Genomic DNA, 22,611 nt, shown 5'->3' with positions numbered 1-22,611 from the left:
TTGGCTGGCTGAAGGAGAACCGTCGCATCGTGACGCGCTTCGACAAGCTCGCAACAAGTTTTGCGGCGATGGTCTCATTGGCCTGCGCTATGCGGTGCTTGCGACAATACTTTACGTACAGAGCCTAGCAAATAAAGACAATAGAGCGTGAGATCAACCCAGGCCTCGTTATGGCTTACAGGTGCTCTACGAGAATTGACGTCAAGCCCTTGCTCTTTACGAGCAGTTGACCATGGCGCCTGACGGTTATGCCAAAGGTGCCCATGTGCATGTTCTATTTTTTCGACAAGATCCTTTCCAACTTCATAGCAACATGACTGTATGGCAGGGCCTATTGCGACCTGCAAGCTATCTAAACAAATACCTGCCTGTCGGAATGCAAGAATTGAATTTTCTATTACTCCTGCCGCCAATCCTTGCCAGCCTCCATGAATGGCTGCAACAAACCTGTCCTTTTCAGACCCTATAAGAATAGGCAGACAGTCTGCTGTCACGATCCCTATGGGCCGGGTTGTACGTGTGAAAATCGCATCCCCTGCGATGATGCCAGACTCATCTTCATCGCCTGCTTCAATGACCTTGGCACCATGCTCCTGAGCACAACAAAAAAGAGTCATGGGCTTGCGAATATCGTTGACCGTACAGAATGCATGCTCCAGCGTCGGTAGAGCATCCAGGTTGTCGGAAAAATAGGACATTTAAACCTCACCCAAAAGTAACAGCTGCTACCTGCTACATATTAAAACTCATTAACGAACTATCGCTACCACTGCCAACCAACTGGTTATATCCCATCAATTGACGTGACGATTACCACTGGTTCCACCATTAATGGCTTGAGCCAAAACCGGCGATCCACAAGGCGAAAGAACGGCAAAGAATAACGTCTGAATTCAACCGCGTATTGAAGAGTATCGAGGGGTAACAACCGCGAGCACAAACAGTGCGTCAGCGCCTCACAATGAATCACTCTGCACATTCAACTTCAGTAATAACCTACCAAAACATGCATATTGCACACCCTAAAGCATGAGGTCTGCCCGCTTTTCTCGTATTTCCCCGCCCTGGTAAAACAGGCCCGCTTATTGCTCTAGCCCCGAGGTGGCACCGATATCGGCGCACCCCATTCGAGGCGGAGAAATAGACCATGAGTTCACCCGGCGATTTTCCTTTGAGCGAAGCCCCGCGTTCAGCGCGCAAGGGGCTGTTGTCGATTTCGATGGTGCTGTTCAGCTTTACCTTCTTTACCGGCACCATGTTCGCCGGTGGCAAGCTGGGCATGGCCTTCAACTTTGTCGATATGCTGTGGATTGCGGCCATCGGCAATACCCTGCTGGCGCTGTATGCCGCCGCCCTGGCCCTGATCGCTTCGCGCAGCGGCCTGAACACGGTGCTGATGGGACGCTTCTGCTTTGGTGAGGCCGGTAGCCGCCTCTCGGACTTCCTGCTCGGTTTTGCCGAACTCGGCTGGTACGCCTGGGGCACGGCAACCGTGGCCATCGTGCTGGTGAAGATGCTCGGCCTGGCCGAAGGCTTCACCCTGCCCTTGATGGTGTTTTTCGGCATGGGCTTCAGCATCACGGCGATCATCGGCTACAAAGGCCTGGATGTGCTGTCGCGGGTTTCGGTGCCGCTGATGTTTGTCCTGCTGATCGTCTCCATGTATATCGCCACGCAGCATGTCGGCGGGTTTTCCGGGCTGGCAGCGGTGATCCCGCAGCAGACCATGACCGTCTCGGCAGCCATTACCATGGTCTTTGGCACCTTCGCCAGCGGTGCCACCCAGGCCACCAACTGGACGCGACTGTCGCGCAGCGGACGCATCGCCGTGACCGCCAGCGTGGTCAGTTTTCTGCTGGGCAATGGCCTGATGATCGTGGCCGGCGCCTGGTGCGCCATGGTTTATCAACAGGCCGACATCGTCGAAGTGATGATGCTGCAAGGCCTGTCGTTTGCCGCCGTAGTCATGCTGTGCCTGAACCTGTGGACGATCCAGGGCCCGACCATCTACAACGTGGCCGCTGCCACCTGCCATCTGGTGCGCAGCGAACGCCGACGCACCATGACCCTGCTCGCCGCCGCCGTGGGCGTGCTGCTGGCGATGGGCGGCATGTATGAAATGCTGATCCCGTTTCTGGTGCTGCTGGGTTCGGTCATCCCGCCCATTGGCGGCGTGATCATGGCCGACTTCTGGTTTCGCCATCGCGGCAAATACCCGGCCCTGGCCAGCGTCCAGTTACCTCGCTACAACCTGGCAGGGCTGACCGCCTATGCCGTGGGCGCCTTGCTGGCCTATTTGTCGCCATGGATTGCGCCTCTGGTAGGCATTGGCGCATCGGCCATCGTCTATATCGTGCTGCTGAAACTCAGCCGTCAACCGGCGGTGCTGCCCACCGTCCAGGAGCCCCTTTGAGCCTGACCGTTGAAGAGATCCTGGCCCTGCCCGGCCTCGAAGAGATGACCCTGCGGGCCGGCGCACGCAACCGCCAGCGCAGCGTGCGCTGGTCCTATGTGGCCGAGAACGAAGGCATCGCCGGCTGGGTCATGGGCGGTGAGCTGGTGTTTGTCACCGGGATCAACCACCCCCGTGACGAGGCCAACTTGCTGCGCCTGATCGACGAAGGCAGTGACTGTGCGATTGCCGGACTGGTGGTCCTGACCGGCGAGACCTTCATCCACAGCATTCCCCCATCGGTGATTGCACTGGCCGAAGCCCGCGGCGTGCCCCTGATCGAGCAACCGTACTTGCTGAGAATGGTCATCGTCACCCATTTGATTGGTACTGCACTGGTACAAATGGCCCAGACCAAACGCTCGCGCCACGACATTCTGGCGCAACTGCTCAGTGGCGATTACCCCAGCCTGGCCACCCTCCGCCAGCGCGCAACGCACTTGCAGCTGGCGCTGGACCAACCGTGCCGCCTGGTTGCGCTACGCTTGTCAGCAGTCAGTGTACTGTTTGCCAGTCACGCACCCGAGGAGGCAGAACGCCTGTTGCAACACACCCGCCAGACCGTACAGGATCACCTCGACGTGTGGAGCCGTGCCCTGCCCCGCGCGTTGCCGGTGATCGTGCAGGGTGATCTGTTCATCCTGTTGCTCGCTGAAGGCAACAACCTGCGCACAGAACTGGCGAGCCTGTATCGAGACTTGCAGGCCATCATCGGTAATCTGGCGCTGTTTATGGGGCTGGCAGGCAAGGTCGAGGATTGCGCCCATTATCACCGGGCCCTGAACGAGGCACGCCAGGCGCTGGATGTTGCAGAAAACCTGCGCCCGGCCACCGGCCTCTGCGATTTCAGCGAACTGGGCGTGTTGCGTCTGCTGCAGGCCGTGGGCGAACGCTCGGTGATCGAGGCTTTCGTACAGCAAACCCTGGGGCCGCTGATCGAACCCAACCGCAAGCAACCCCATACCTTGATCGATACCCTGGATGCCCTGCTCCAGGAGAACGGTAACGCACTCAAGGCCGCGCAACGCCTGAGCATCCATCGAAATACCATCAATCAACGCATGCAACGCATCGAGCAAAACAGCGCCCAGTCGCTCGATGATCCCCTATTCAGAATGAATGCTTCGGTGGCCCTGCTGGTGTGGCGCATGTCCGAAGCTCAACGACAGGAACGACCATGAAGATCATCAATGCCACACTGCGTAAAACCTCGGGTCTGCACACGGTCACCTGTGAAGGTGCGCTGATCAGTGCCATCACCCTGCAGGCAGGCAGCGTGCCGGCGCAAGCCGGCGATATCGACGCCCGCGGTCAGTTGCTGATTGCGCCTTTTGTAGAACCGCATATCCATCTGGACGCGGCCCTGACCGCCGGCCAGCCCGAGTGGAACCTCAGCGGCACCCTGTTCGAAGGCATCGAACGCTGGGCGCAGCGCAAGGAAACCATCACCCATGAAGACACCAAGCAGCGTGCCCACGCCACTGTCCGCATGCTGGCCGAACACGGCATCCAGCATGTGCGCACCCATGTCGACGTCACCGATCCAACCCTAGCTGCCTTGCGGGCGATGATTGAAGTGCGCGATGAAACCCGCCACCTGATCGACCTGCAAATCGTGGCATTCCCCCAGGAAGGCATCGAGTCCTATGCCGGTGGCCGTGAGCTGATGACCCTGGCCGTGGAGCTGGGCGCCGATGTGGTGGGTGGCATCCCGCACTTTGAAAACACCCGCGAGCAGGGAGTCAGTTCGATCAAGTTCCTGATGGATCTGGCCGAGCGCACGGGGTGCCTGGTGGACGTGCATTGCGACGAAACCGACGACCCCCACTCGCGTTTTCTTGAAGTGCTGGCCGAAGAGGCCCGGGTACGCGGCATGGGCAGCCGGGTGACCGCCAGTCACACCACAGCGATGGGTTCGTATGACAATGCCTACTGCTCCAAACTGTTCCGCTTGCTCAAGGCATCAAAGATCAACTTTGTCTCGTGCCCGACCGAAAGCATCCATTTGCAGGGTCGTTTTGATACCTTCCCGAAACGCCGTGGCGTGACCCGGGTGGCCGAAATCGACCGTGCCGGCATGAACGTGTGCTTTGGTCAGGACTCGATCAAGGACCCGTGGTATCCGCTGGGTAATGGCAATATTTTGCGGGTGCTGGATGCAGGGCTGCATATCTGCCACATGATGGGTTTTGAAGACCTGGCGCGCAGCCTGGACCTGGTCACCGACAACAGTGCACGGACGCTGAATCTGGGTGAGGGATACGGTATCGCAGTGGGCCGCCCGGCGAACCTGGTGGTGCTGGATGCCGACAGTGATTACGAAGCGGTGCGCCGCCAGGCCAAGGCGCGGGTATCGATCCGCGCTGGCAAGGTGCTGATGACGCGGGTACCGGAGCAGGTGGAGTTCAGCTGAGACCCGCGACGAACATGGTGGGAGCGGGCTTGCTCGCGATGGCATCAGCCCGGTTTGCCTGACATGCCGCAGCGTCTGCATCGCAGGCAAACCAGCTCCCGCAGGTTATATATTGCTCACGCACCCGATGCCCGCAGGATCATGATCGCAGCGCTATCACGTCATCTGAATGATGGTCTGCATGATGGTGCTTTGGGTCGAGATGGTTTTGGCGTTGGCCTGGTAGTTGCTCTGGGCCTTGATCAGGTCCACCAGCTCACTGGTCAGGTTAACGTTGGAGTCTTCCAGCGAGTTGGACTGGATGGCGCCCAGGCTGCCGACCTTCGGTGCGTCGTAGCCCGCCACGCCCGAGGCGTAGGTCTCTTTCCAGGCCGTGCCGCCCACTGGTTGCAGACCCTGCTCATTGGTAAAGCTGGCCAGGGAAATCTGGCCAATGGCACGGCTCTGGTTGTTGCTGAAGTTGGCGAACATCACACCCGAACCGTCGATGGTCAGGTTGTTGATCTGGCCGGTAGCGTAGCCGTCCTGGGTCGGCGGGTTGCGCGAGGTGTCGGTGTTGTACTGAGTGGTTTTGGCCATGTCGATGGCAATCCCGGTGTCCTTGGCTGCCGCACCGTTGGACGCCCACTTGCCATTGACCATGGCGCCCGGCATCCAGGTGCTGACGGTCAGGGTGTTGCTGACGATATCGGGTTCGCCGGCCACCGGGTTGGGCGTCGTCACACTGGTCAGCCCGCCGGCTGAGTCGAATTGCATGATCGAAGCCACCGGCGCCTTCGCGCCGTCTCCGCTCACTGCGCTGCCATCGGGGTTGCGACCGTCAATCAGGGTGTAGGCCTTCCAGGTATTGGCACCGGTCTTGACCATGTACTGGTCCATCGGGTGTGGATTGCCCTGGGTATCGTAGACCGTAGTACTGAAGCTTTTCGTATAGGATTCGGCTTTGCTCGGATCGAACGGGTTGGCGGTCTGATCAATCACCGCAGCGTTGGAGTTGAGGTTGATCGTCGAGTCCACCGAGCCCGTCGCCTTGGGCGCCAGGTTGGAAGTATCGATGCGCAGGTCGGTCAATACGCCATTAACGATATTGCCATTGGCATCCACGCCATAGCCCTGCAAGCGCGCAGTGCCATCAGAGCTGGTGACAAAGCCGTCTTTGTCGGCCTTGAACGTACCGGCGCGGGTATAGCTCAGGGAGCCGTTGTCACTGAGCACGAAAAAGCCGCTGCCCTGGATGCCCATATCCAGCAGGTTGCCGGTGTTGTTAACCGCACCTTGACCAAAGTTTTGCGAGACCGCTGCCAGGTTCACGCCACTGCCGATGGTCTTGCTGCCGGTACCCAGCTTGCTGGCCGAGTAGATATCGGCGAATTCCGCACGCGAGGCCTTGAAGCCGGTGGTCGCAGAGTTGGCGATGTTGTTGCCGGTCACGTCCAGCTGCTTGTTCGCCGCATAGAGGCCGCTAAGGCCGATATTGAATGACATGTTTCTCTCCTTGAGGCGTATGAGTCGGCTTACAAGCCAATGGTCTGGACTTTGGACATGCCAATGCTGCCCAGGCCTGCGAGGTTGAGCATGATTTCACCGCCGGTCTTGCTCAGAGTCACGCTGTTGACCGTGGCTGGCAGATAGGTGGTGAGCGCCGTGGTACCGGCGTCGGTTTTGCTGGATGCAGTGAAGGTGTAGGAGCCCTTTTCCAGCAGCACACCCTCGTCGTCCTTGCCATCCCAGGTGAACTCCGCGTTGCCGGCTTTCTGGGTACCCATGTCGATGGTGCGAACCACCTCACCGTCGGCATTGGTGATGGTGATAACGGGTTTGGAGTCAGCATCCTTGACCACCACGGTGCCGTTGAAAGGCTTGTCACTGGCCGGATCCACATAGGCTTCGCCGGTCTGCACGATCACCGAACGCCCCACCAGCGACGAGGCCTGCAACGCCTGCGAAGACTGGAAGTTGCCGGAGATCGAATTGACCGTATCGTTGAGCGTGGTGATGCCTTCCAGGCTGCTGAACTGCGCCAGTTGCGCAACGAACGCCGTGTTGTCCTGCGGGTCCAGAGGGTTCTGGTTTTTCAGCTGGGTAACCAGCAGTTGCAGGAACGCATCCTTGCCCAGCGCCGTGTTGCCGGATACCGCCTTGGAGGCCGCCGCCAGGCTGGTGTCAGTGGTCTTGGCCTGGGCGGAGTTGGCGAGTACCTGGTTAAGGGTCAAGCCGCTGGTGGAATCGGTCACACTCATTTGCGTCGCCCCTTATCACTGACCGAGGGTCAGGACCTTCTGCATCATGGTTTTGGCGGTATTCATCAGCTCGGCGTTGGTCTGGAACGAACGACTGGCGGAAATCATGTCGGCCATTTCTTCAACCACATTGACGTTGGGGTAATACACATAGCCCTTGGCGTCGGCAGAAGGATGGTTGGGCTCGTAGCGGGCCTGCAACTCGCTCTGGTCTTCAACCACACCCAACACCTGCACGCCCTGGCCGGCGGCGTCCTGGTTCTGGAACAGCGAGTCGCCGCCGCTGCTGCCTTGCGCACCTTGAAACATAGTGGCAAACACCGGGTGGCGGGCGCGGTAGGTCTGGTCGATGCTCGACGACACCGTATCGGCGTTGGCGATGTTGCTGGCCACGGTGTTCAGGCGCGTGGTCTGGGCGCTCATGCCGCTACCGGCAATATTGAAGACACTGGATAGAGACATGGATCACTCCCCGCGCAGGGCCGACATCAGCCCTTTGAATTTGCTGTTGAGCAGGGTGAAGCTGGCCTGGAAGTTGACCGCATTCTCTGCATAGTTCGACTGCTCAAGCTGAGCGTCCACGGTGTTCTGATCGATCGACGGCTGCATCGGCGTGCGGTACAGCAGCGACTCGTCGCCGCTGCTCAGGCCCTGGGCTTCGATATGGCGGGTGTTGGTCTTGTTCAACGCAAATGTGCCGTTCTGGTTTTTGTCGTTCTGGGCGGCGAGCACAGAGGCGAAATCCAGATCCCGAGCCTTGTAGTTCGGGGTATCGGCGTTGGCGATGTTGTTGGCCAGTACTTCAGCGCGCTGGGCACGAAAGCCCAGGGCCTGTTCATGGATACCAAGCGCTTTATCGAAGCTGATGCTCATCTCGAAAAACCTTTGTGGGCTGACCTGAGAGTGTGGTTCAGGTTTTACATGACAGGGATAGAGCAAACCCCGTGCCAGTTTTTACAGCCCCGTAACACAAGGGTTTGCCGGGAGGCGGGAGATGGCAATGGCAAAAAAGCGGCAATGCTTGACCGCTGACTGCCGGTTTTCTGCCGCTTTGCTTTGGATTCGTCGTAGCAGTTGCCGGAGGAACGAGGCTGCGTTCGGCGGCACAGCCGTCGTAAACCTGAGGACTCAATGTTACTGACACACCGCAGCCCCTGATTTTGCGACTGCTTCGCAGCCGAACGCAGCCTCGTTCCTTCGGCAGCTACAGGAACACTGCAACTGTGGGAGCGAGCCTGCTCGCGAAGGTCGTTCGCGAGCAGGCTCGCTCCCACAATAGGGCTTGACCTGCAACAGAGTATCTACGGGGTTTTCTCAGCCTATTTGGCTTGGTAAATGATCCCCGGGCTGCATTGCACCATCTGGTAATGGTCCGGCAACCCGTTTAGCGCTTCAGAAGCGCCCAGGAACAAATAACCGCCCGGCTTCAAGGTGCTGTGAATGCGCAGCAGGATGTCTTTTTTCACTTCGGCCGAGAAGTAGATCAGCACGTTGCGGCAAAATACGATGTCGAACTTGCCGAAGCTGGCGTAGCTGTCCAGCAGGTTGAACGGGCGAAACTCCACGCGGTTTTTGATCGGCGCCTTGATCACCCAACGCCCCGGTCCCTTGGGATCGAAATAACGTTGCAGGCGCTCCGGTGACAGGCCCCGGCCAATGGCCAGGTTGTCGTACTCGCCGGTGCGGCAGGTGTTGAGCATCTGCGCTGACAGATCGGTGGCAAAAATCTGCACGCCCGCTTTGAGCTGCCCAAGGTTGCTGCGCTCGAATTCGTCAATCGCCATCGACAGCGAGAACGGCTCCTGCCCCGAAGAGCAGGCCGCCGACCAGATACGCAGGCGCTGGCCGGGGCTGGCCTTGATTTGCTCCGGCAACACCTTGTTTTTCAGCACTTCAAAGGGATAGGTATCGCGAAACCACAGGGTTTCGTTGGTGGTCATGGCATCGACCACCTGCTCGCGCAACCCGCTGCGCGGCTGAGCCTGGATGCGTTGAATCAGCTCGCCCAACGACTTGATGCCCTGCTGCTCCATCAATTTGTTGAGGCGGCTGGAGACGAGGTACTGCTTGTTCTCACCCAGCAAAATGCCACAGGCTTTTTCCAGGAATACCCGGAACTGTTCAAAATCCAAATTAGCCGTCGACAAATGATCCTGCCTCTTAAATCGTTTTGACCGCCAAGGGCTGCGCCCCTAGCTGTGGTCTGCTGCTTTGATCCGGTCAACTACCCGGGTTGCCAGGTCATCAGGGCGGAACTTGGCCAAAAAGTCATCGGCACCGACTTTTTTGACCATCGCCTGATTGAATACCCCGGACAACGAAGTATGCAGAATGATGTGCAAGTTTTGCATCCGCGGGTCGTTGCGGATTTCAGCTGTCAGGGTGTAGCCGTCCATTTCCGGCATCTCGATATCCGAGATCATCATCAGAAACTCTTCAGACGGGTTCTTGCCCTCGTCCACCAGCTTGCGCAGGTAGTCGAGCGCCTGGCGCCCGTCGTTCAACGACACCACTTCAACACCCACCGATTGCAGGCAACGGGCAACCTGCTTGCGCGCCACCGACGAATCGTCAACGGTCAGCACCCGCAATGACAGCGCCTTGCTTTGGGTTTCAACATCCACCACGCCCTGGCTGATGGTTTCAGACGATGGCGAGACTTCTGCCAGCACCTTTTCCACGTCGATGATTTCGACCAGTTGCTCGTCCATACGGGTCACGGCCGTCAGGTAATGGTCGTGACCGGTGCCCTTGGGCGGCGGATGAATGTCTTCCCAGTTCATATTGACGATACGCTCCACTGAACGCACCAGAAAGCCCTGGGTCTTGGTGTTGTACTCGGTGATGATCACAAACGGGTTACTTTGATCCTTCAAGGCTCCCGCACCGGTGGCCATCGCCAGGTCGAGAATCGGTATGGTCGCGCCGCGAATGCTCGCCACACCGCATACCACGGGGTGGGACTTGGGGATCAGGGTCAGCTTGGGGCATTGCAGCACCTCGCGGACCTTGAACACATTGATCCCGTAAAGCTGTGGCCCATCCAGGCGAAACAGCAACAGCTCCAGGCGGTTTTGCCCCACCAGTTGAGTGCGCTGGTTAACCGCATCCATCACTCCGGCCATACTCAGCTCCTCTTAAAAACTTCAAGTTTCAACCCGCATATTCCGAAAACGGCACGGGGCTTGCTTTTTATCGGTCATGAACGCAAAAACGACAAAATCCTGCCACCGACCTTTCCTGCCGAGTCTGCGCCGCTGTGGTCTGAGCGCGCTGGCGGCGGGCACCTTGCTTGCACTCAGCACTTATAGCAGGGCTGACGCGTTTACATCGCCTGAACAGCTTATCGGCGTGACCCAGGGCTTTCTTGAATTCACGGTTGAAGACTACCTGGCCACCAGCCAGACCGAGGGTCGATATCAGATCCAGGTCAACAATCTTGACCCGCGCCTGCGCCTGGCCCAGTGCGACAAGGATTTGACAGCTTCCCTCGAAAGCCCGGCGCAACCCATGGGCCGGGTAATCGTGCGCGTACGCTGCGAAGGGCTGTCGCCGTGGACCATCTTTGTGCCGGCCCAGGTCAAACTGTTCCGCGACGTAGTCACCGTCAATCACCCGCTCAAGCGCGGCATGGTTATCGACTACCCCGACGTGACCCTGCGCGAGCGCGATGTCAGCCTGATCAGCCAGGGCTACCTGACCGCCACCGAGCTGGCCGTGGGGCAAAAATTGCTCAGGCCCATGGTCACCGACCAGGTGCTGACCCTCACCCACCTGGAGCAGGCCGCAGCCGTGCGCAAGGGCGATCATGTGGTGATCAGCGCCCGCAGCGGCACATTAAGTGTCAAGATGCCCGGCGAAGCCCTGTCAGACGGTGGCCTTAGCGAGCAAATACGGGTAAAAAACCTGAATTCCAAGCGTGTTATCCGCGCCAGGGTGACAGCACCCGGGCAAGTAGAAGTGGCATTATAGGAAAGTTGGCATCAGTCTCGCGACTTTCCTACACTGTCATTTGACGCAGATCAGTACAGCTCTGTGTGAAGCCATGATTAATCGAGCCTAAAGTTTTTCCGGGTATGGCCGAAAACATGGCAAGCGTCCAAATACCCCGAGGTTTAACGTTATGGTCATCGACTTCAGTCGTCTCAACAGCGCCCCGCCCCTGACCGGCAGTACACGCAGTAACGCCAGCCAGGAAACCGGCAGCGCCACGCAAGCGGCCCCGGCAATAAACCCTGAGCAAAACGGCGTCAGCGCCCCAAGCGGGGAATCTGTTCACCTCAGCCAAGAGGCTCAACAGTTGCAGAAGATCAGCGACTCGTTGCGTGACCAACCTGTAGTCGACAAAAATCGGGTGGCAGAGCTTAAACAAGCCATCGCGGACGGCAGCTACAAAGTCGACAGCGACCGGATCGCCAGCAAACTGCTTGACATGGAAGCCCAGCGCTAGGCCAACGGCCAGTGCCGCGCTTTTGGACGCTTAACTCCCAGAGCCCGCCATGCACGACGAAAATTTACTGCAACTGATCAACGATGACCTCGCTCCTGCCGAGCAATTGCTCGGCCTGTTACAGGACGAATCCATCGCCCTCAAAGGCCGCGACATGCAGGTGCTGGAAAACATTCTGGCGCGCAAACAGTCGCTGATCATTTTGCTTGAGCAACATGGCCGCAGACGCAGCGAAATTCTCGCCAGCCTTGGCCTGGCCACCAACCGCAGCGGCCTCGAAAGCCTGGCCAGCCATTCCAGCGTGGGAACACAACTGCTCGCCCAGAGCGATGCACTGAACCAGCTGCTAGCGAAATGCCAGGCCGCCAACCTGCTCAATGGTCAGTCGATCCAGACCCAGCAGGCGATCACCGCCAACCAGTTGCGCATCCTCCATGGCGGCGAAGCCCCGTCTCTGTATGACGCACGCGGCACCACCTCGATGCTCAACAAGCACCGCGCCTACAGCCAGGCTTGAGCCCGCGCAACCACCGCATGTAGCGAGACACACAACATGATGGCAGAATGCCCATCTTTTGCGTGTCGCTGTATTTTGTCTGGAGATTGATCAAACGTGTTCGACGCCCAAGATGCTCCGCAACCGCCAAAGGTGCTTACCACGCCGTTGGAAATTGCCTCCAACTTGCGGATGCTGCAAGAGAGCCATGACCCGCTGATCATTACTTTCCAGGACCGCACCCAGCGCTTCCAGAGCTATGTGGTGGATGTTAATCGCGAGAGCAACACTATGGCCCTGGACGAAATGATCCCCCGTGACGGTGAGCGCTTTCTTGAAGCGGGGGTGCCGTTCAAGGTTGAGGGCTTCCATGATGGCGTGCGTATCGCCTGGGAGTGCACCACGGCGCTGACCATTGATGACCGTCATGAGCACCGCTGTTATCGCGGCGCGATGCCCTACGAAGTGGTGTACCACCAGCGCCGCAATGCATTCCGTGCGGCCCTGCGGCTGGCCAATCTGGTCAATGTGCAAGTGGCGGGTGACAAGCTCAAGGCGCCGATCAAGGGCAAGTTGCTGGACGTTTCGGCAACCGGCTGCAAATTGCGTTTTGAGGGGGATATCAGCCAGGGCATGCAACTGGGTCAGGTGTATGAGCGCTTCAGCGCCGACCTGCCGTTTGGCCTGATGTCGACACCGGTGGAGTTGCGCTACCTGCATTTTGAAGAGCGGCTGAACATCACCTTTGCCGGGATGCGCTTTCACAACATCAGCGGCGCGGTGCAGCGCCAGGTCGAGCGGTTTGTCTATCAACTGCAGCGCGAGGCGCGCCAGTTTGATAAAGACGATGATTATTGAAACAGTGGTCGCTGGCTTGCCTGCGATGCACAGGGCGCGGTCTGGCTGAAAAACCGCGCTGAAGCCATCGCGAGCAAGCCCGCTCCCACAGGGGTATTGCCTATGTCTTGGACTCTGGTTCCGGTTCTGGCTCCTGCTCCTCCACCACCGGTTCCTGCACCATCTGTTCCTGCACCACCTGCTCATCCACCCGCGGGTCAAGGGCGGCGACCAGCGGCGAGCTGGACATGCTGTCGGGCATGGCCACGTGATGCAGCGGCGCATCATCGACCTGGTGCAGGTTGGTCACCGCATTCGGGCGAATCCGCCATACCAGGATCAACCCCGCCACGCTGAAAAACCCATAGAGCATCTGGCTGCCAAACAGTTTCATCAGCACCCCCGCCACCAACGGCCCCACGCTTGCGCCCACGCCATAAGTCACCAGCAGCATGGCCGTCAGCGACACACGACGCTCCGGCTCGATATGGTCGTTGGCAAAGGCCACGGCCAGCGGATAGATGCAAAATTGCAGCAAAGCCGCCAGGCAACCGGCAATAAACAGTACCTGCATGGGCACCGCCGGCAAGATCGCCAATGGCAACGCAGCCACCGCCAGCAAGCCGGCGAAAATACGGATCAGCAACGGCCGGTCATAACGGTCGGACAACCAGCCCAACGGCCACTGCACCAGCAAGCCGGCAAAAATGCAGCTACCCATATACAAGCCAACCAGTTCGGTAGACAGCCCTTGCTGCGATGCGTAGAGCGGTGCCAGACCGTAAAACGAGCCCACCAGCAAACCCGCGCCCATCACCGCAATCAACGACTGCGGCACACGCTTGATAAAAAATTTCGGGTCCATCGGCGCCGGGTGCAAAGGCGCCGGGTGAATACGCCGGGTCATGGCTACAGGCACCAGGCACAAGGCAAAACACAAGGCCACCACCATCAACAACTCGAGACCGAGCTGCGGGTGAACCGCCAGGATCAATTGCCCAAGCACCAGGCCCAGATAGGAGGCGATCATGTAGAGGCTGAACACCACGCCGCGCTGCCTGGCCTCGGCCTGCTCGTTAAGCCAGCTTTCGATGACCATGTACTGGCACATCATGCCCAGACCGACAATCACCCGCAGCAACAGCCAGATCGGCAGCCAGTCCGTGAGCCCGTGGCACAGCACCGCCGCACCGACAATACCGGCGCACGTGGCGTAGGCACGAATATGCCCGACCCTGGCAATCAGCCGGTGGCCGATCTTGCCACCCAGCACCAGGCCAAAATAGTTGGCCGCCATCAGCGCGCCGATCCACAGGCCGTCGACATTGTCCGCTGCCAGGCGCAGCGCCAGATAAGTACTCAACAGGCCGGAGCCGATCAACATCATCAGCGAGGCAAAATACAACGCTCTAAAGGACTTCCAGATCTGGTGCATTGGCTTTCCCTACGGCTCCTTGTGTCTGCCACCGGGAACAGGCCCGGCGCCACAGATTTAAACGGTCAAGCCTGAGCCGCAAGAACGCGACGTTCCCAGGGCGTGATTTCGTCATGGAAGCTGGTCAGTTCCAGCGTCTTGGACGCAACGTAACCTTCGATGAACTCAGTGCCGAACAGTTCAATCGCCATTTCACTACGGGCAAGGCGTGCCAGTGCCGCGTGCAAGGTGCAGGGCAATGTCAGCGCCTCGGGCACCTGGAACTCACCCTGGATCGCAGCACTCGGTTCAAGCCCACGCTCGATGCCATATAACCCTGCCGCGAGGCTGGCGGCAATTGCCAGGTACGGGTTGGCGTCCGCCCCCGGCAAACGGTTTTCAACCCGCCGCGCCGCAGGTGAGCTGGCCGGAATGCGTAAACCCGCACTCCGGTTGTCATGGGACCAGCACGCGTTGTTCGGCGACGCATAGGGGTGGAACAAGCGCTGATAGGAATTTACGTTCGGCGCAAACAACGCGGTAAAGTCCGCCATGCCCGCCTGCTGCCCGCCGATAAAATGGCGGAAGGTGGCTGTCGGCTGCCCCGCTTCGTCGCTGAACACGTTTCGCCCGCTGGCCGCCTCGACCACGCTCTGGTGAATATGCATCGAACTGCCGGCCGTGTGCGCCAGCGGCTTGGCCATGCACACCACGTTAAGGCCATGCTTGAGGGCAACTTCCTTGAGCAGGTGCTTGAACAGAAAAGTCTGGTCGGCCAACAGCATCGGATCACCGTGCAGCAGGTTGATCTCGAACTGGCTGACGCCCATCTCGTGCATAAAGGTGTCACGGGGCAAGCCCAGTGCCGCCATGCACAGGTACACCTCATTGAAAAAAGGCCGCAAGCCGTTGTTGGAGCTGATGCTGAACGCCGAAAATCCGTCTTCACGGCGCCCGTCCAGGCCCACGGGCGGGCGGAACGGCTGGGCCGGATCGGGGTTGTGCGCAAACACAAAAAACTCCAGCTCGGTCGCTACCACCGGCGCCAGCCCCCGCGCCGCGTAGCGGGCGATCACCGCCTTCAACTGGCCACGGGTCGACAGCCGCGAGCTTTCACCGCTGAGCTCATCGGCATCGCAAATGGCCAGGGCACGGGATGGCTGGCTCCAGGGCAGGCGATGAAGCTGGGTGAGGTCTGGCACCAGGGCAAGATCACCGTCCTCGCCGCCATAAAAGCGCGACTCAGGGTAGCCACCCATGATGCATTGCAACAGCACGCCACGGGCCATCTGCAAGCGCCGCCCTTCTATAAACCCCGCAGCAGTCATCACCTTGCCACGGGGCACGCCATTGAGGTCGGGGGTGACGCATTCAATCTCATCAATACCCGCCAATCGCTGTGCGAGCAAACCCTGGCCATCGCTATTCATGCCACTATCCTTGTTGTTAAGCAGGCCGCGCTGGGCAATGGCTACAAAATACGCACTGCCTGTTCGGAATTTCAAGCGAGCACCGCACAAATCTCGCGAAAACAGTGAACCTTCCTTCGGCAGCTGCTACGGAGCTCGGCATTTGTCTTATTTGCCGACTAGACTCTTCGCCCACTGTGTCAGGAAGACCCAAAGGAAGATCGATGAAGACGCTGCCCCCGCTTTATACCGGCCTGTTGCTGGCCAGCCTGTTCAGCCCCGCAGCCTTGGCCCAGATACCCAGCAGCGATGGCTATGTGCTGGATAAAGTCGTGCAGGTCAGCCGCCACGGAGTGCGCCCGCCTACCGAATCCAATGAAAAACTGCTGACCTCGGTCACCCAGCGCAAATGGCCAACCTGGCTGGTGCCCTTCGGTAACCTGACCGGCCACGGCTATACCGGCGCGGTGGAAATGGGCCGCTACCGTGGTGAAGTGCTGCGGGCCGCCGGGCTGATCCCCCGGGGCTGCCCGGATGCCAGCCAGTTGCTGGTACACGCCAGCCCCCTGCAACGCACCAAGGCCACGGCCCAGGCCTTGCTCGATGGCATGTTCCCCGGCTGCGGCCTGCAACCAGGCTATGTCCACGGCAAGCAGGATGCCCTGTTCCAGGCCAATGAAATGCCCTTTGCCGCGCTCGATCCGGCCAAGGCCAAAGCCGAAATTCTCAAGGCTCTGGGCGGCAGCGTCGAAGCCGCACAGGCACGCTACAAACCCTTTGAAGAAAAACTCAGGGAGGTCGTCTGCCTGCCTGCCACCGATTGCCCGTATGGCAAACAGGACTGGACACTGGAACAAAACGCCAAGGGCCGTTTCGCGATAAAGGGCCTGAGCGCAGGTGCCAATATGGGCGAAGTGTTCCGTCTGGAATATAGCCAGGGCCTGCCACTGGACAAGGTCGCCTTCGGCAACGGCCGCACCGCCGCCGAGGTATCCAGCCTGATGGTGCTGACCAAGGCCAAGTACGACTACCTCAACGACATCCCCTATATCGCCAGCCGCGGCGCTTCCGAGCTGATGAACCAGATTGCCCTGGAACTCAAGCAGGGCACCCCGCTGGAGCAGAAAGACGCGCCGGATAGCCCGCCCGATGTACCGCTGATGCTGCTGGTGGCTCACGACACCAATATCTCTTACCTGCGCACCATGCTCGGCTTCGGCTGGAAGCAGGGAGATTACATCGCCAACAACATCCCGCCCGTGGGTACGTTGCAGTTCGAACGTTACAAGGAAGTCAAAACCGGCGAGTACTTTTTGCGCATCGCCTTTGAGGCCCAGTCAATGGACCAGATTCGTAACCTGACCCAACTGACCGCCACGCAAAAACCCCTCAGGAGCGATTTCCAAAGCGCCGGGGACTGCCGCAAAACCAGCGCAGGCCTGCTCTGCCCGCTCAAGGATGCGATGGTCAAAGTCGAGCAGAACATCGACCCCACCGCGCTAACGCCCTATACCTTCAACTAGCGGTGGTTAAGGCAGGGCTTGCTTCACGTTGCTGCAACCAGCACAGCAAATCCTGCCCGCTCATGGGCCGCGCAAACCAGTAACCCTGCCCTTCAACACAGCCCATGGCCAGCAAACGCAGGGACTGTGCCTCGGTTTCAATCCCTTCAATAACCACCGACATACCCAAGGCTTTACCCAGGGCCAGGGTGCTGGCGATCACGGCGGCGCAACGCGGTTCATGCTCCAGGTTGCCCACAAATTCACCGTCCAGCTTGATTTCGTTGAATGGCAACTGGCACAGCCGCTGCAATGACGAAAAACCGGCACCAAAATCGTCAATTGATAACCGGCAGCCCATCATGCGCAGGCGCACCAGATTCTCCAGGCTGGCGACCGGAGCTTGCAGCAAACCGGTTTCAGTCAATTCGAAGGTCAACCTGGAGCCCGGCGTGACATGACGGGTCAGAACCCCCTTGAGGGTATAAGTCAGCTGACTGTTAGCCAGTTGCGACGCTTGCAGGTTGAACGCCATGTTCAAGGGATAACCCCGGCTCCGTGCTTGCTCTTGCAGGCTCAACGCCTGATCGAGTTGGGCAAACAGCAACTCGTCCATCAAGCCGCAGCGCTCCAGCACCGGGATAAATACCGCCGGCGGTAGCACGCCCTTATCGGGGTGCAGCCAACGGCAAAGCACTTCGACACCGGTCACATCGCCGGTTTGCAGATTGAACTTGGGTTGATACCAGGCCTGCAATTGCTGCAGGGCCAGAGCCTGACGTACTTCGTCCTCGCAAGCCAGTGACAGCGTGCTGCCCGGTACAGGTTCGAGCGTGCAGATAGTGCTTTGATACTTGAGTAACAGAGGTTGCAGCACAGCGGCATACAACGGTTTGCCGGCATCGCCAAGCAACTCGAGCCCCAACAGGGCAATGAGCTGATGCGCGGCACAACGCAAATCGGCCGACAGCGCACTGCTGACAATAATCGACCGGACTTGCCCCGTCCTGCCCACGCGACGCAAAAACGCCAGGCCGTCCATGCCATCCATCTGCAAATCGCACACGGCGATATCAACCGGCCCCACTTGCTGAAGAACCGTCAACGCCTGGCTGCCGTCACTGGCCTCAAACACGTCATGGCAACCCAGGGAGCGAAACATGCTTACCGCAACGGCACGCTGGAAACTGTCATCTTCCAGGATCAGGACACGCAGGGGATTTCCAGGCATTAAGATGAACCATCGAGAAACGGTGTAGGTTAATTATCTCGAATGCTGAAAGATTTTTACCTAGGAAAAGTCCCAATAAATGTAGGACTAATGCCAACCCTCCCGACCGGCGATTGAATGTCAGCGCGCGCTGCGACTGAATATACGGATCACTTCATCCAGGTGCTCGGCCATTGCCTGCCGTGCGGCGGGCGCATCGTGCTGCTCGAGCGCCAGCAGGATACGGCGGTGCTCATCTTCCGAGCGATGGGTCATATCCTGTGGGGTGTAGTGGTTTTGCAGGCGCTGGAACATGCTGCCGTAACGATGGCCCAATAGATGCTGGATCATCAGGGCATAGGCCGGGTTGTCCGAGGCCTGGGCAATGCGGATATGGAACAGACGATCGCCGGGGTGGGTGTGGGACCCTTCGCGGTTGTCCTGAACGTTGCGTTCAAAAGCTTCGCGGATACCCGCCAACTCCTCGTCACTGGCATTGATCGCCGCCAGCGCCGCCGCTTCGGGCTCAATCAGGCGACGGGCCTGCAACAGCGCGAACGGTGGAATTTCGGCATTGAAGTCGATTTCAAGGTTCAGCTCGGGGTCCAGTTCTTTCCACTGGTTGCGCGTAGCCTGGGCCATAACCGGTTCATCTGACACCGCCTGCACCGGCGGCTCACAGACCAGTACCCCGTTACCGACGCGTACATCCACCAGCCCTATCACTTCAAGCGCAATCATCGCCTCACGTACCGAGGCACGACTTACACCCAGCAACTTGGCCAGTTCACGCTCGGCTGGCAAACGGCTGCCCGGCGGAAATTCACCGCTGTCGATCAAGGCGCGTAGCTGATCAGCGATTTGCCGATAAAGCCGTTGGTTATCAATAACTTGAAATGGCATCAGGAAATAAGCTCTGGTTTGGACAGCATTCGACAAGCACTTGGAGCTGAAAAAGACGCTTGTTGAAGCTTGAGGTGCATGCTACAAAAGGCCCAATGGCCTGACCATTGGATGGATATCGTAAAGCGATCATAGCAAACCTTATCCTTGTACTTGTGTCGTTTTGCCATTTGCTACGCCCCCAATGGCCTGACCATTGGGCCAACTATAAAAACAATGACATCGTAACGGAGCACCCATGGATCTTTCCGGCAAACGTGTGCTGATCACTGCCGCTGCGCAGGGGATTGGCCAGGCCACCGTCCAGGCATACCTCGCCGCCGGTGCCGAAGTCTTCGCCGCCGATATCAATGCCGGCGCCCTCGACGCCCTTGAGGGCGCGCACAAACATGTTCTGGACGTCACCGATGCTGCTGCCATCGAGCGCCTGGCCAAACAGCTGGGCCCACTGGATGTGCTGTTCAACTGCGCGGGCGTGGTGCACAGCGGCACTATCCTGGAATGCGAAGAAAAGGACTGGAACTTCGCCCTGGACCTCAACGTGACAGCCATGTACCGCATGATCCGCGCTTTTTTGCCGGGCATGCTGGGCAGCGGCGGAGGCTCGATCATCAACATGGCCTCGGTCGCCTCCAGCGTCAAAGGCGTGCCCAACCGTTTTGCCTACTGCGCCAGCAAAGGCGCGGTGATTGGCCTGACCCGTTCTGTAGCGGCTGACTTTGTGAGCCAGAACATCCGCTGCAACGCCATCTGCCCCGGCACCGTCGACTCCCCTTCCCTGCGCCAGCGTATTCGCGAACAGGCCGAGCGCGAAGGCCGCAGCGTGGACGAGGTGTATGCCGCCTTTGCCGCGCGCCAGCCCATGGGCCGCATTGGCACCGCCGAGGAAATCGCCCAGTTGGCGCTGTACCTGGGCTCAAGTGCCAGCGGCTTTACCACCGGCACGGCACAAATCATTGATGGCGGCTGGAGTAACTAGCCGCAAGCTTTTGACCTTGTGGGAGCGGGCTTGCTCGCGATTGGATCGCTGCGCTGTATCAGGCAAATCGCGCTGATGCCATCGCCAGCAAGCCCGCTCCCGCAACAAGCCTGCTCCCACTGGGCCCTGCCCCTCCCCCAAAAAGGATTGTTTATGAAACTGCTGCGTTACGGTGAAAAAGGCCAGGAGCGTCCCGCCCTGCTCGACAACGACGGCCAACTGCGCGATTTGTCGGCAGTGGTCGCGGATATCGCAGGCCAGACCCTGAGCCCCGAAAGCATTGCCCGCCTGCAAGATATCGACCCGTCCACCCTGCCACTGGTTGAGGGCTCCCCCCGTATCGGCGCCTGCGTCGGCCAGGTCGGAAAATTTATCTGCATCGGCCTGAACTACGCCGACCATGCTGCCGAAACCGGTGCCGCAATCCCCGCCGAACCGGTGGTGTTCAGCAAATGGACCAGCGCCATCGTCGGCCCCAACGACAACGTCGAAATCCCGCGCAATTCGCGCAAAACCGACTGGGAAGTCGAGCTGGGTGTGGTGATCGGTAAAGGCGGTCGCTATATCAGCGAAAACCAGGCCATGGAACACGTGGCCGGTTACTGCGTGATCAACGACATCTCCGAGCGCGAGTTCCAGCTGGAGCTGGGCGGTACCTGGGACAAAGGCAAAGGCTGCGACACTTTCGGCCCGCTGGGCCCGTGGCTGGTGACCCGCGACGAAATCGCCGATCCGCACCAGCTCGACCTGTGGCTGGAAGTGGATGGCCACCGCTACCAGAACGGCAACACCCGCACGATGATCTTCCAGATCCCGAAAATCATCAGCTACCTCAGCCAGTTCATGAGCCTGCAACCGGGGGATGTGATTTCCACCGGCACCCCGCCAGGCGTCGGCCTGGGTATCAAACCCGAGCCTGTCTACCTGCGTGCCGGCCAGACCATGCGCCTGGGCATCAGCGGGCTGGGCGAACAACAGCAACGCACCGTGAACGCCGACTGACAGGGAGCCATACCATGACCACAATTACTGCCGTACGGGTTGAAGACATCCGCTTCCCCACCTCGCAATCCCTCGACGGTTCTGACGCGATGAACCCGGACCCTGACTACTCGGCGGCCTATGTCATCCTCGAAACCGACACCCCCGGCCTTGAAGGCCATGGCCTGACCTTCACCATCGGCCGCGGCAACGAAATCTGCTGTGCCTCGATCAAGGCCCTGGCCAGCCTGCTGGTGGGTTTGAAGCTGGAGTGGATCGCCGAAGACATGGGCCGTTTCTGGCACCACGTGACCAGCGACAGCCAGTTGCGCTGGATCGGCCCGGACAAGGGCGCCATCCACCTGGCCACCGGTGCGGTGGTCAACGCCGCCTGGGACCTGTGGGCCAAGGCCGAAGGCAAGCCGGTGTGGCGTCTGGTGGCAGACATGAGCCCCGAAGAACTGGTGCGCTGTATCGACTTTCGTTATATCACCGACTGCATCACCCCGGCAGAAGCTCTGACCCTGCTGCGCGAGCGCGCCAATGGCAAGGCCGAGCGACTGGCCTTGCTCGAGGCTGAGGGCTACCCCTGCTACACCACCTCCGCCGGCTGGCTGGGCTATGCCGACGACAAGCTGCGCAGACTGTGTCAGGAAGCGGTGGATGCGGGCTTCTCTCACGTCAAATTGAAAGTCGGCCACGACCTGCAGGACGATATCCGCCGCGTGCGCATCGCCCGGGAAGTACTGGGCCCGGATCGCAAGCTGATGATCGACGCCAATCAGGTATGGGAAGTGGACGCGGCCATCGACTGGGTGCGCGAACTGTCATTCGCCAACCCGTGGTTTATCGAAGAGCCAACCAGCCCGGACGACGTCGAAGGTCATCGAAAAATCCGCCTGGGTGTCAGCCCGGTCAAGGTAGCGACCGGCGAAATGTGCCAGAACCGTATCGTGTTCAAGCAACTGATCATGCGTGAAGCCATTGACGTGGTGCAGATCGACGCCTGCCGCCTGGGCGGGGTCAATGAAGTGCTGGCCGTGATGCTGATGGCCGCCAAGTACAACCTGCCGGTATGTCCGCACGCAGGCGGCGTTGGTCTGTGCGAGTACGTGCAGCACCTGTCGATGATCGACTACCTGTGCATCGCCGGGACTCACGAAGGCCGGGTGGTGGAATTTGTCGACCATCTGCACGAGCACTTCGAAGACCCCTGCGTGATCCGCAACGCGGCCTATATGCCACCACAGGCTCCGGGCTTCTCGATCCAGATGAAGGCCACCTCCCGCGAGCAGTACCGCTACCGGGGCTAAGCAAACGGACGG

The 22,611-nt window shown here is 59.4% G+C and carries 22 protein-coding genes and 1 pseudogene; 12 read left to right on the top strand and 11 right to left on the bottom strand.

All coding sequences use genetic code 11. The features are described 5' to 3' along the window. Positions 1-128, top strand: a pseudogene (locus HBN79_RS20325) (IS5/IS1182 family transposase); the annotation flags it as partial. Here HBN79_RS20325 and HBN79_RS20320 read toward each other — a convergent pair. Then, positions 75-698, bottom strand: a complete 624-nt coding sequence (locus tag HBN79_RS20320) for a polyphenol oxidase family protein (protein ID WP_169917106.1) — start codon at positions 696-698, stop codon at positions 75-77. The pseudogene HBN79_RS20325 and the gene HBN79_RS20320 sit on opposite strands and share 54 nt — an antisense overlap. Positions 699-1,147: 449 nt before the next feature. Between HBN79_RS20320 and codB the strand changes: the two genes are divergently transcribed. From codB to codA, 3 genes are read left to right on the top strand one after another with little or no spacing between them, the layout of a single operon-like run. Next, positions 1,148-2,413, top strand: a complete 1,266-nt coding sequence (gene codB, locus HBN79_RS20315) for a cytosine permease (RefSeq protein WP_095032402.1) — start codon at positions 1,148-1,150, stop codon at positions 2,411-2,413. Beyond that, positions 2,410-3,633 carry a PucR family transcriptional regulator gene (locus tag HBN79_RS20310; protein ID WP_153400057.1) on the top strand — a complete coding sequence of 408 codons (1,224 nt, stop codon included), beginning with the start codon at positions 2,410-2,412 and terminating at the stop codon, positions 3,631-3,633. The genes codB and HBN79_RS20310 overlap by 4 nt, the downstream gene beginning before the upstream one ends. After that, positions 3,630-4,865, top strand: a complete 1,236-nt coding sequence (gene codA, locus HBN79_RS20305; protein ID WP_095019237.1) for a cytosine deaminase — start codon at positions 3,630-3,632, stop codon at positions 4,863-4,865. Before HBN79_RS20310 ends, codA begins: the two co-directional genes overlap by 4 nt. Positions 4,866-5,021: 156 nt before the next feature. Here the strand turns inward: codA and flgE are convergent, their stop codons facing one another. From flgE to HBN79_RS20275, 6 genes are all read right to left on the bottom strand, one after another. Then, positions 5,022-6,350, bottom strand: a complete 1,329-nt coding sequence (gene flgE / locus HBN79_RS20300; protein WP_095001821.1) for a flagellar hook protein FlgE — start codon at positions 6,348-6,350, stop codon at positions 5,022-5,024. A gap of 29 nt (positions 6,351-6,379) precedes the next feature. Beyond that, complete coding sequence (flgD, locus tag HBN79_RS20295) at positions 6,380-7,105, bottom strand: flagellar hook assembly protein FlgD (protein WP_095001822.1); 726 nt, start codon at positions 7,103-7,105, stop codon at positions 6,380-6,382. A 15-nt stretch (positions 7,106-7,120) separates the two neighbouring features. Next, complete coding sequence (gene flgC, locus HBN79_RS20290; protein ID WP_095021373.1) at positions 7,121-7,567, bottom strand: flagellar basal body rod protein FlgC; 447 nt, start codon at positions 7,565-7,567, stop codon at positions 7,121-7,123. 3 nt (positions 7,568-7,570) lie between these two features. Continuing rightward, on the bottom strand, positions 7,571-7,978 hold the full coding sequence (gene flgB, locus HBN79_RS20285) for a flagellar basal body rod protein FlgB (protein ID WP_016782175.1): 408 nt from the start codon (positions 7,976-7,978) through the stop codon (positions 7,571-7,573). Positions 7,979-8,424: 446 nt separating this feature from the next. Further along, a complete protein-coding gene (cheR, locus tag HBN79_RS20280) occupies positions 8,425-9,252 on the bottom strand; it encodes a protein-glutamate O-methyltransferase CheR (protein ID WP_095001824.1) in 828 nt (275 codons plus the stop codon). A 45-nt stretch (positions 9,253-9,297) separates the two neighbouring features. Continuing rightward, positions 9,298-10,230: a chemotaxis protein CheV gene (locus tag HBN79_RS20275; RefSeq protein WP_095001825.1), complete on the bottom strand. Its 933-nt coding sequence runs from the start codon at positions 10,228-10,230 to the stop codon at positions 9,298-9,300. Positions 10,231-10,306: 76 nt separating this feature from the next. Here HBN79_RS20275 and flgA point away from each other — a divergent pair, with 76 nt between their 5' ends. The 4 genes from flgA to HBN79_RS20255 all read left to right on the top strand — a co-directional run bounded on the left by flgA (position 10,307) and on the right by HBN79_RS20255 (position 12,909). Beyond that, positions 10,307-11,077 carry a flagellar basal body P-ring formation chaperone FlgA gene (gene flgA, locus HBN79_RS20270; protein ID WP_095001826.1) on the top strand — a complete coding sequence of 257 codons (771 nt, stop codon included), beginning with the start codon at positions 10,307-10,309 and terminating at the stop codon, positions 11,075-11,077. A gap of 151 nt (positions 11,078-11,228) precedes the next feature. After that, the gene (flgM, locus tag HBN79_RS20265) at positions 11,229-11,555 is read left to right on the top strand and encodes a flagellar biosynthesis anti-sigma factor FlgM (RefSeq protein ID WP_095001827.1); all 327 of its coding nucleotides are present in this window, start codon (positions 11,229-11,231) and stop codon (positions 11,553-11,555) included. A 49-nt stretch (positions 11,556-11,604) separates the two neighbouring features. Next, complete coding sequence (locus HBN79_RS20260; protein WP_095001828.1) at positions 11,605-12,072, top strand: flagellar protein FlgN; 468 nt, start codon at positions 11,605-11,607, stop codon at positions 12,070-12,072. Between the two features lie 96 nt (positions 12,073-12,168). Further along, positions 12,169-12,909: a flagellar brake protein gene (locus HBN79_RS20255; protein ID WP_169917105.1), complete on the top strand. Its 741-nt coding sequence runs from the start codon at positions 12,169-12,171 to the stop codon at positions 12,907-12,909. Positions 12,910-13,009: 100 nt separating this feature from the next. Here the strand turns inward: HBN79_RS20255 and HBN79_RS20250 are convergent, their stop codons facing one another. Both HBN79_RS20250 and HBN79_RS20245 read right to left on the bottom strand, forming a co-directional pair. Beyond that, positions 13,010-14,323 carry an MFS transporter gene (locus tag HBN79_RS20250; protein ID WP_095001830.1) on the bottom strand — a complete coding sequence of 438 codons (1,314 nt, stop codon included), beginning with the start codon at positions 14,321-14,323 and terminating at the stop codon, positions 13,010-13,012. A 65-nt stretch (positions 14,324-14,388) separates the two neighbouring features. Further along, positions 14,389-15,630 (bottom strand): glutamine synthetase family protein, encoded by a 1,242-nt coding sequence (locus HBN79_RS20245; protein WP_165484567.1) that lies wholly within the window; start codon positions 15,628-15,630, stop codon positions 14,389-14,391. Between the two features lie 305 nt (positions 15,631-15,935). Here HBN79_RS20245 and HBN79_RS20240 point away from each other — a divergent pair, with 305 nt between their 5' ends. Further along, positions 15,936-17,234 carry a histidine-type phosphatase gene (locus HBN79_RS20240; RefSeq protein ID WP_095022997.1) on the top strand — a complete coding sequence of 433 codons (1,299 nt, stop codon included), beginning with the start codon at positions 15,936-15,938 and terminating at the stop codon, positions 17,232-17,234. Here the strand turns inward: HBN79_RS20240 and HBN79_RS20235 are convergent. Both HBN79_RS20235 and HBN79_RS20230 read right to left on the bottom strand, forming a co-directional pair. Beyond that, positions 17,227-18,444 (bottom strand): EAL domain-containing response regulator, encoded by a 1,218-nt coding sequence (locus tag HBN79_RS20235; RefSeq protein ID WP_095001833.1) that lies wholly within the window; start codon positions 18,442-18,444, stop codon positions 17,227-17,229. The two genes, HBN79_RS20240 and HBN79_RS20235, sit on opposite strands and share 8 nt — an antisense overlap. Before the next feature lie 120 nt (positions 18,445-18,564). Further along, positions 18,565-19,326: a FadR/GntR family transcriptional regulator gene (locus HBN79_RS20230; protein WP_095001834.1), complete on the bottom strand. Its 762-nt coding sequence runs from the start codon at positions 19,324-19,326 to the stop codon at positions 18,565-18,567. 238 nt (positions 19,327-19,564) lie between these two features. On the opposite strand from HBN79_RS20230, the gene HBN79_RS20225 reads away from it, so the two are divergent. The 3 genes from HBN79_RS20225 (at position 19,565) to HBN79_RS20215 (ending at position 22,599) form a co-directional block, all read left to right on the top strand. Beyond that, a complete protein-coding gene (locus HBN79_RS20225) occupies positions 19,565-20,305 on the top strand; it encodes an SDR family oxidoreductase (protein ID WP_095019233.1) in 741 nt (246 codons plus the stop codon). Positions 20,306-20,458: 153 nt separating this feature from the next. Then, positions 20,459-21,307 carry a fumarylacetoacetate hydrolase family protein gene (locus tag HBN79_RS20220; protein ID WP_095019232.1) on the top strand — a complete coding sequence of 283 codons (849 nt, stop codon included), beginning with the start codon at positions 20,459-20,461 and terminating at the stop codon, positions 21,305-21,307. Positions 21,308-21,321: 14 nt separating this feature from the next. Next, entirely contained in the window at positions 21,322-22,599 is a 1,278-nt protein-coding gene (locus tag HBN79_RS20215) for an L-fuconate dehydratase (protein WP_169917104.1), read from the top strand. The last annotated feature ends 12 nt before the right edge of the window (positions 22,600-22,611 follow it).

The sequence above is a fragment of the Pseudomonas sp. WS 5051 genome (assembly GCF_012985715.1).
Lineage (GTDB): Bacteria > Pseudomonadota > Gammaproteobacteria > Pseudomonadales > Pseudomonadaceae > Aquipseudomonas > Aquipseudomonas bubulae.
Note: the sequence above shows the minus strand (reverse complement) of the source record. Positions and strands in the feature narration are given on the sequence as shown.

Excerpts from the sequence above, each read along its gene's own strand:
- flgD (WP_095001822.1), bottom strand. The coding sequence starts at position 7,105 with ATGAGTGTGACCGATTCCACCAGCGGCTTGACCCTTAACCAGGTACTC.
- flgA (WP_095001826.1), top strand. The coding sequence starts at position 10,307 with ATGAACGCAAAAACGACAAAATCCTGCCACCGACCTTTCCTGCCGAGT.
- codB (WP_095032402.1), top strand. The coding sequence starts at position 1,148 with ATGAGTTCACCCGGCGATTTTCCTTTGAGCGAAGCCCCGCGTTCAGCG.
- HBN79_RS20220 (WP_095019232.1), top strand. The coding sequence starts at position 20,459 with ATGAAACTGCTGCGTTACGGTGAAAAAGGCCAGGAGCGTCCCGCCCTG.
- HBN79_RS20230 (WP_095001834.1), bottom strand. The coding sequence starts at position 19,326 with ATGCCATTTCAAGTTATTGATAACCAACGGCTTTATCGGCAAATCGCT.
- HBN79_RS20245 (WP_165484567.1), bottom strand. The coding sequence starts at position 15,630 with ATGACTGCTGCGGGGTTTATAGAAGGGCGGCGCTTGCAGATGGCCCGT.
- HBN79_RS20260 (WP_095001828.1), top strand. The coding sequence starts at position 11,605 with ATGCACGACGAAAATTTACTGCAACTGATCAACGATGACCTCGCTCCT.
- HBN79_RS20215 (WP_169917104.1), top strand. The coding sequence starts at position 21,322 with ATGACCACAATTACTGCCGTACGGGTTGAAGACATCCGCTTCCCCACC.
- flgE (WP_095001821.1), bottom strand. The coding sequence starts at position 6,350 with ATGTCATTCAATATCGGCCTTAGCGGCCTCTATGCGGCGAACAAGCAG.
- HBN79_RS20225 (WP_095019233.1), top strand. The coding sequence starts at position 19,565 with ATGGATCTTTCCGGCAAACGTGTGCTGATCACTGCCGCTGCGCAGGGG.
- flgM (WP_095001827.1), top strand. The coding sequence starts at position 11,229 with ATGGTCATCGACTTCAGTCGTCTCAACAGCGCCCCGCCCCTGACCGGC.
- flgB (WP_016782175.1), bottom strand. The coding sequence starts at position 7,978 with ATGAGCATCAGCTTCGATAAAGCGCTTGGTATCCATGAACAGGCCCTG.
- HBN79_RS20240 (WP_095022997.1), top strand. The coding sequence starts at position 15,936 with ATGAAGACGCTGCCCCCGCTTTATACCGGCCTGTTGCTGGCCAGCCTG.
- HBN79_RS20275 (WP_095001825.1), bottom strand. The coding sequence starts at position 10,230 with ATGGCCGGAGTGATGGATGCGGTTAACCAGCGCACTCAACTGGTGGGG.
- HBN79_RS20235 (WP_095001833.1), bottom strand. The coding sequence starts at position 18,444 with ATGCCTGGAAATCCCCTGCGTGTCCTGATCCTGGAAGATGACAGTTTC.
- flgC (WP_095021373.1), bottom strand. The coding sequence starts at position 7,567 with ATGTCTCTATCCAGTGTCTTCAATATTGCCGGTAGCGGCATGAGCGCC.
- HBN79_RS20250 (WP_095001830.1), bottom strand. The coding sequence starts at position 14,323 with ATGCACCAGATCTGGAAGTCCTTTAGAGCGTTGTATTTTGCCTCGCTG.
- codA (WP_095019237.1), top strand. The coding sequence starts at position 3,630 with ATGAAGATCATCAATGCCACACTGCGTAAAACCTCGGGTCTGCACACG.
- HBN79_RS20320 (WP_169917106.1), bottom strand. The coding sequence starts at position 698 with ATGTCCTATTTTTCCGACAACCTGGATGCTCTACCGACGCTGGAGCAT.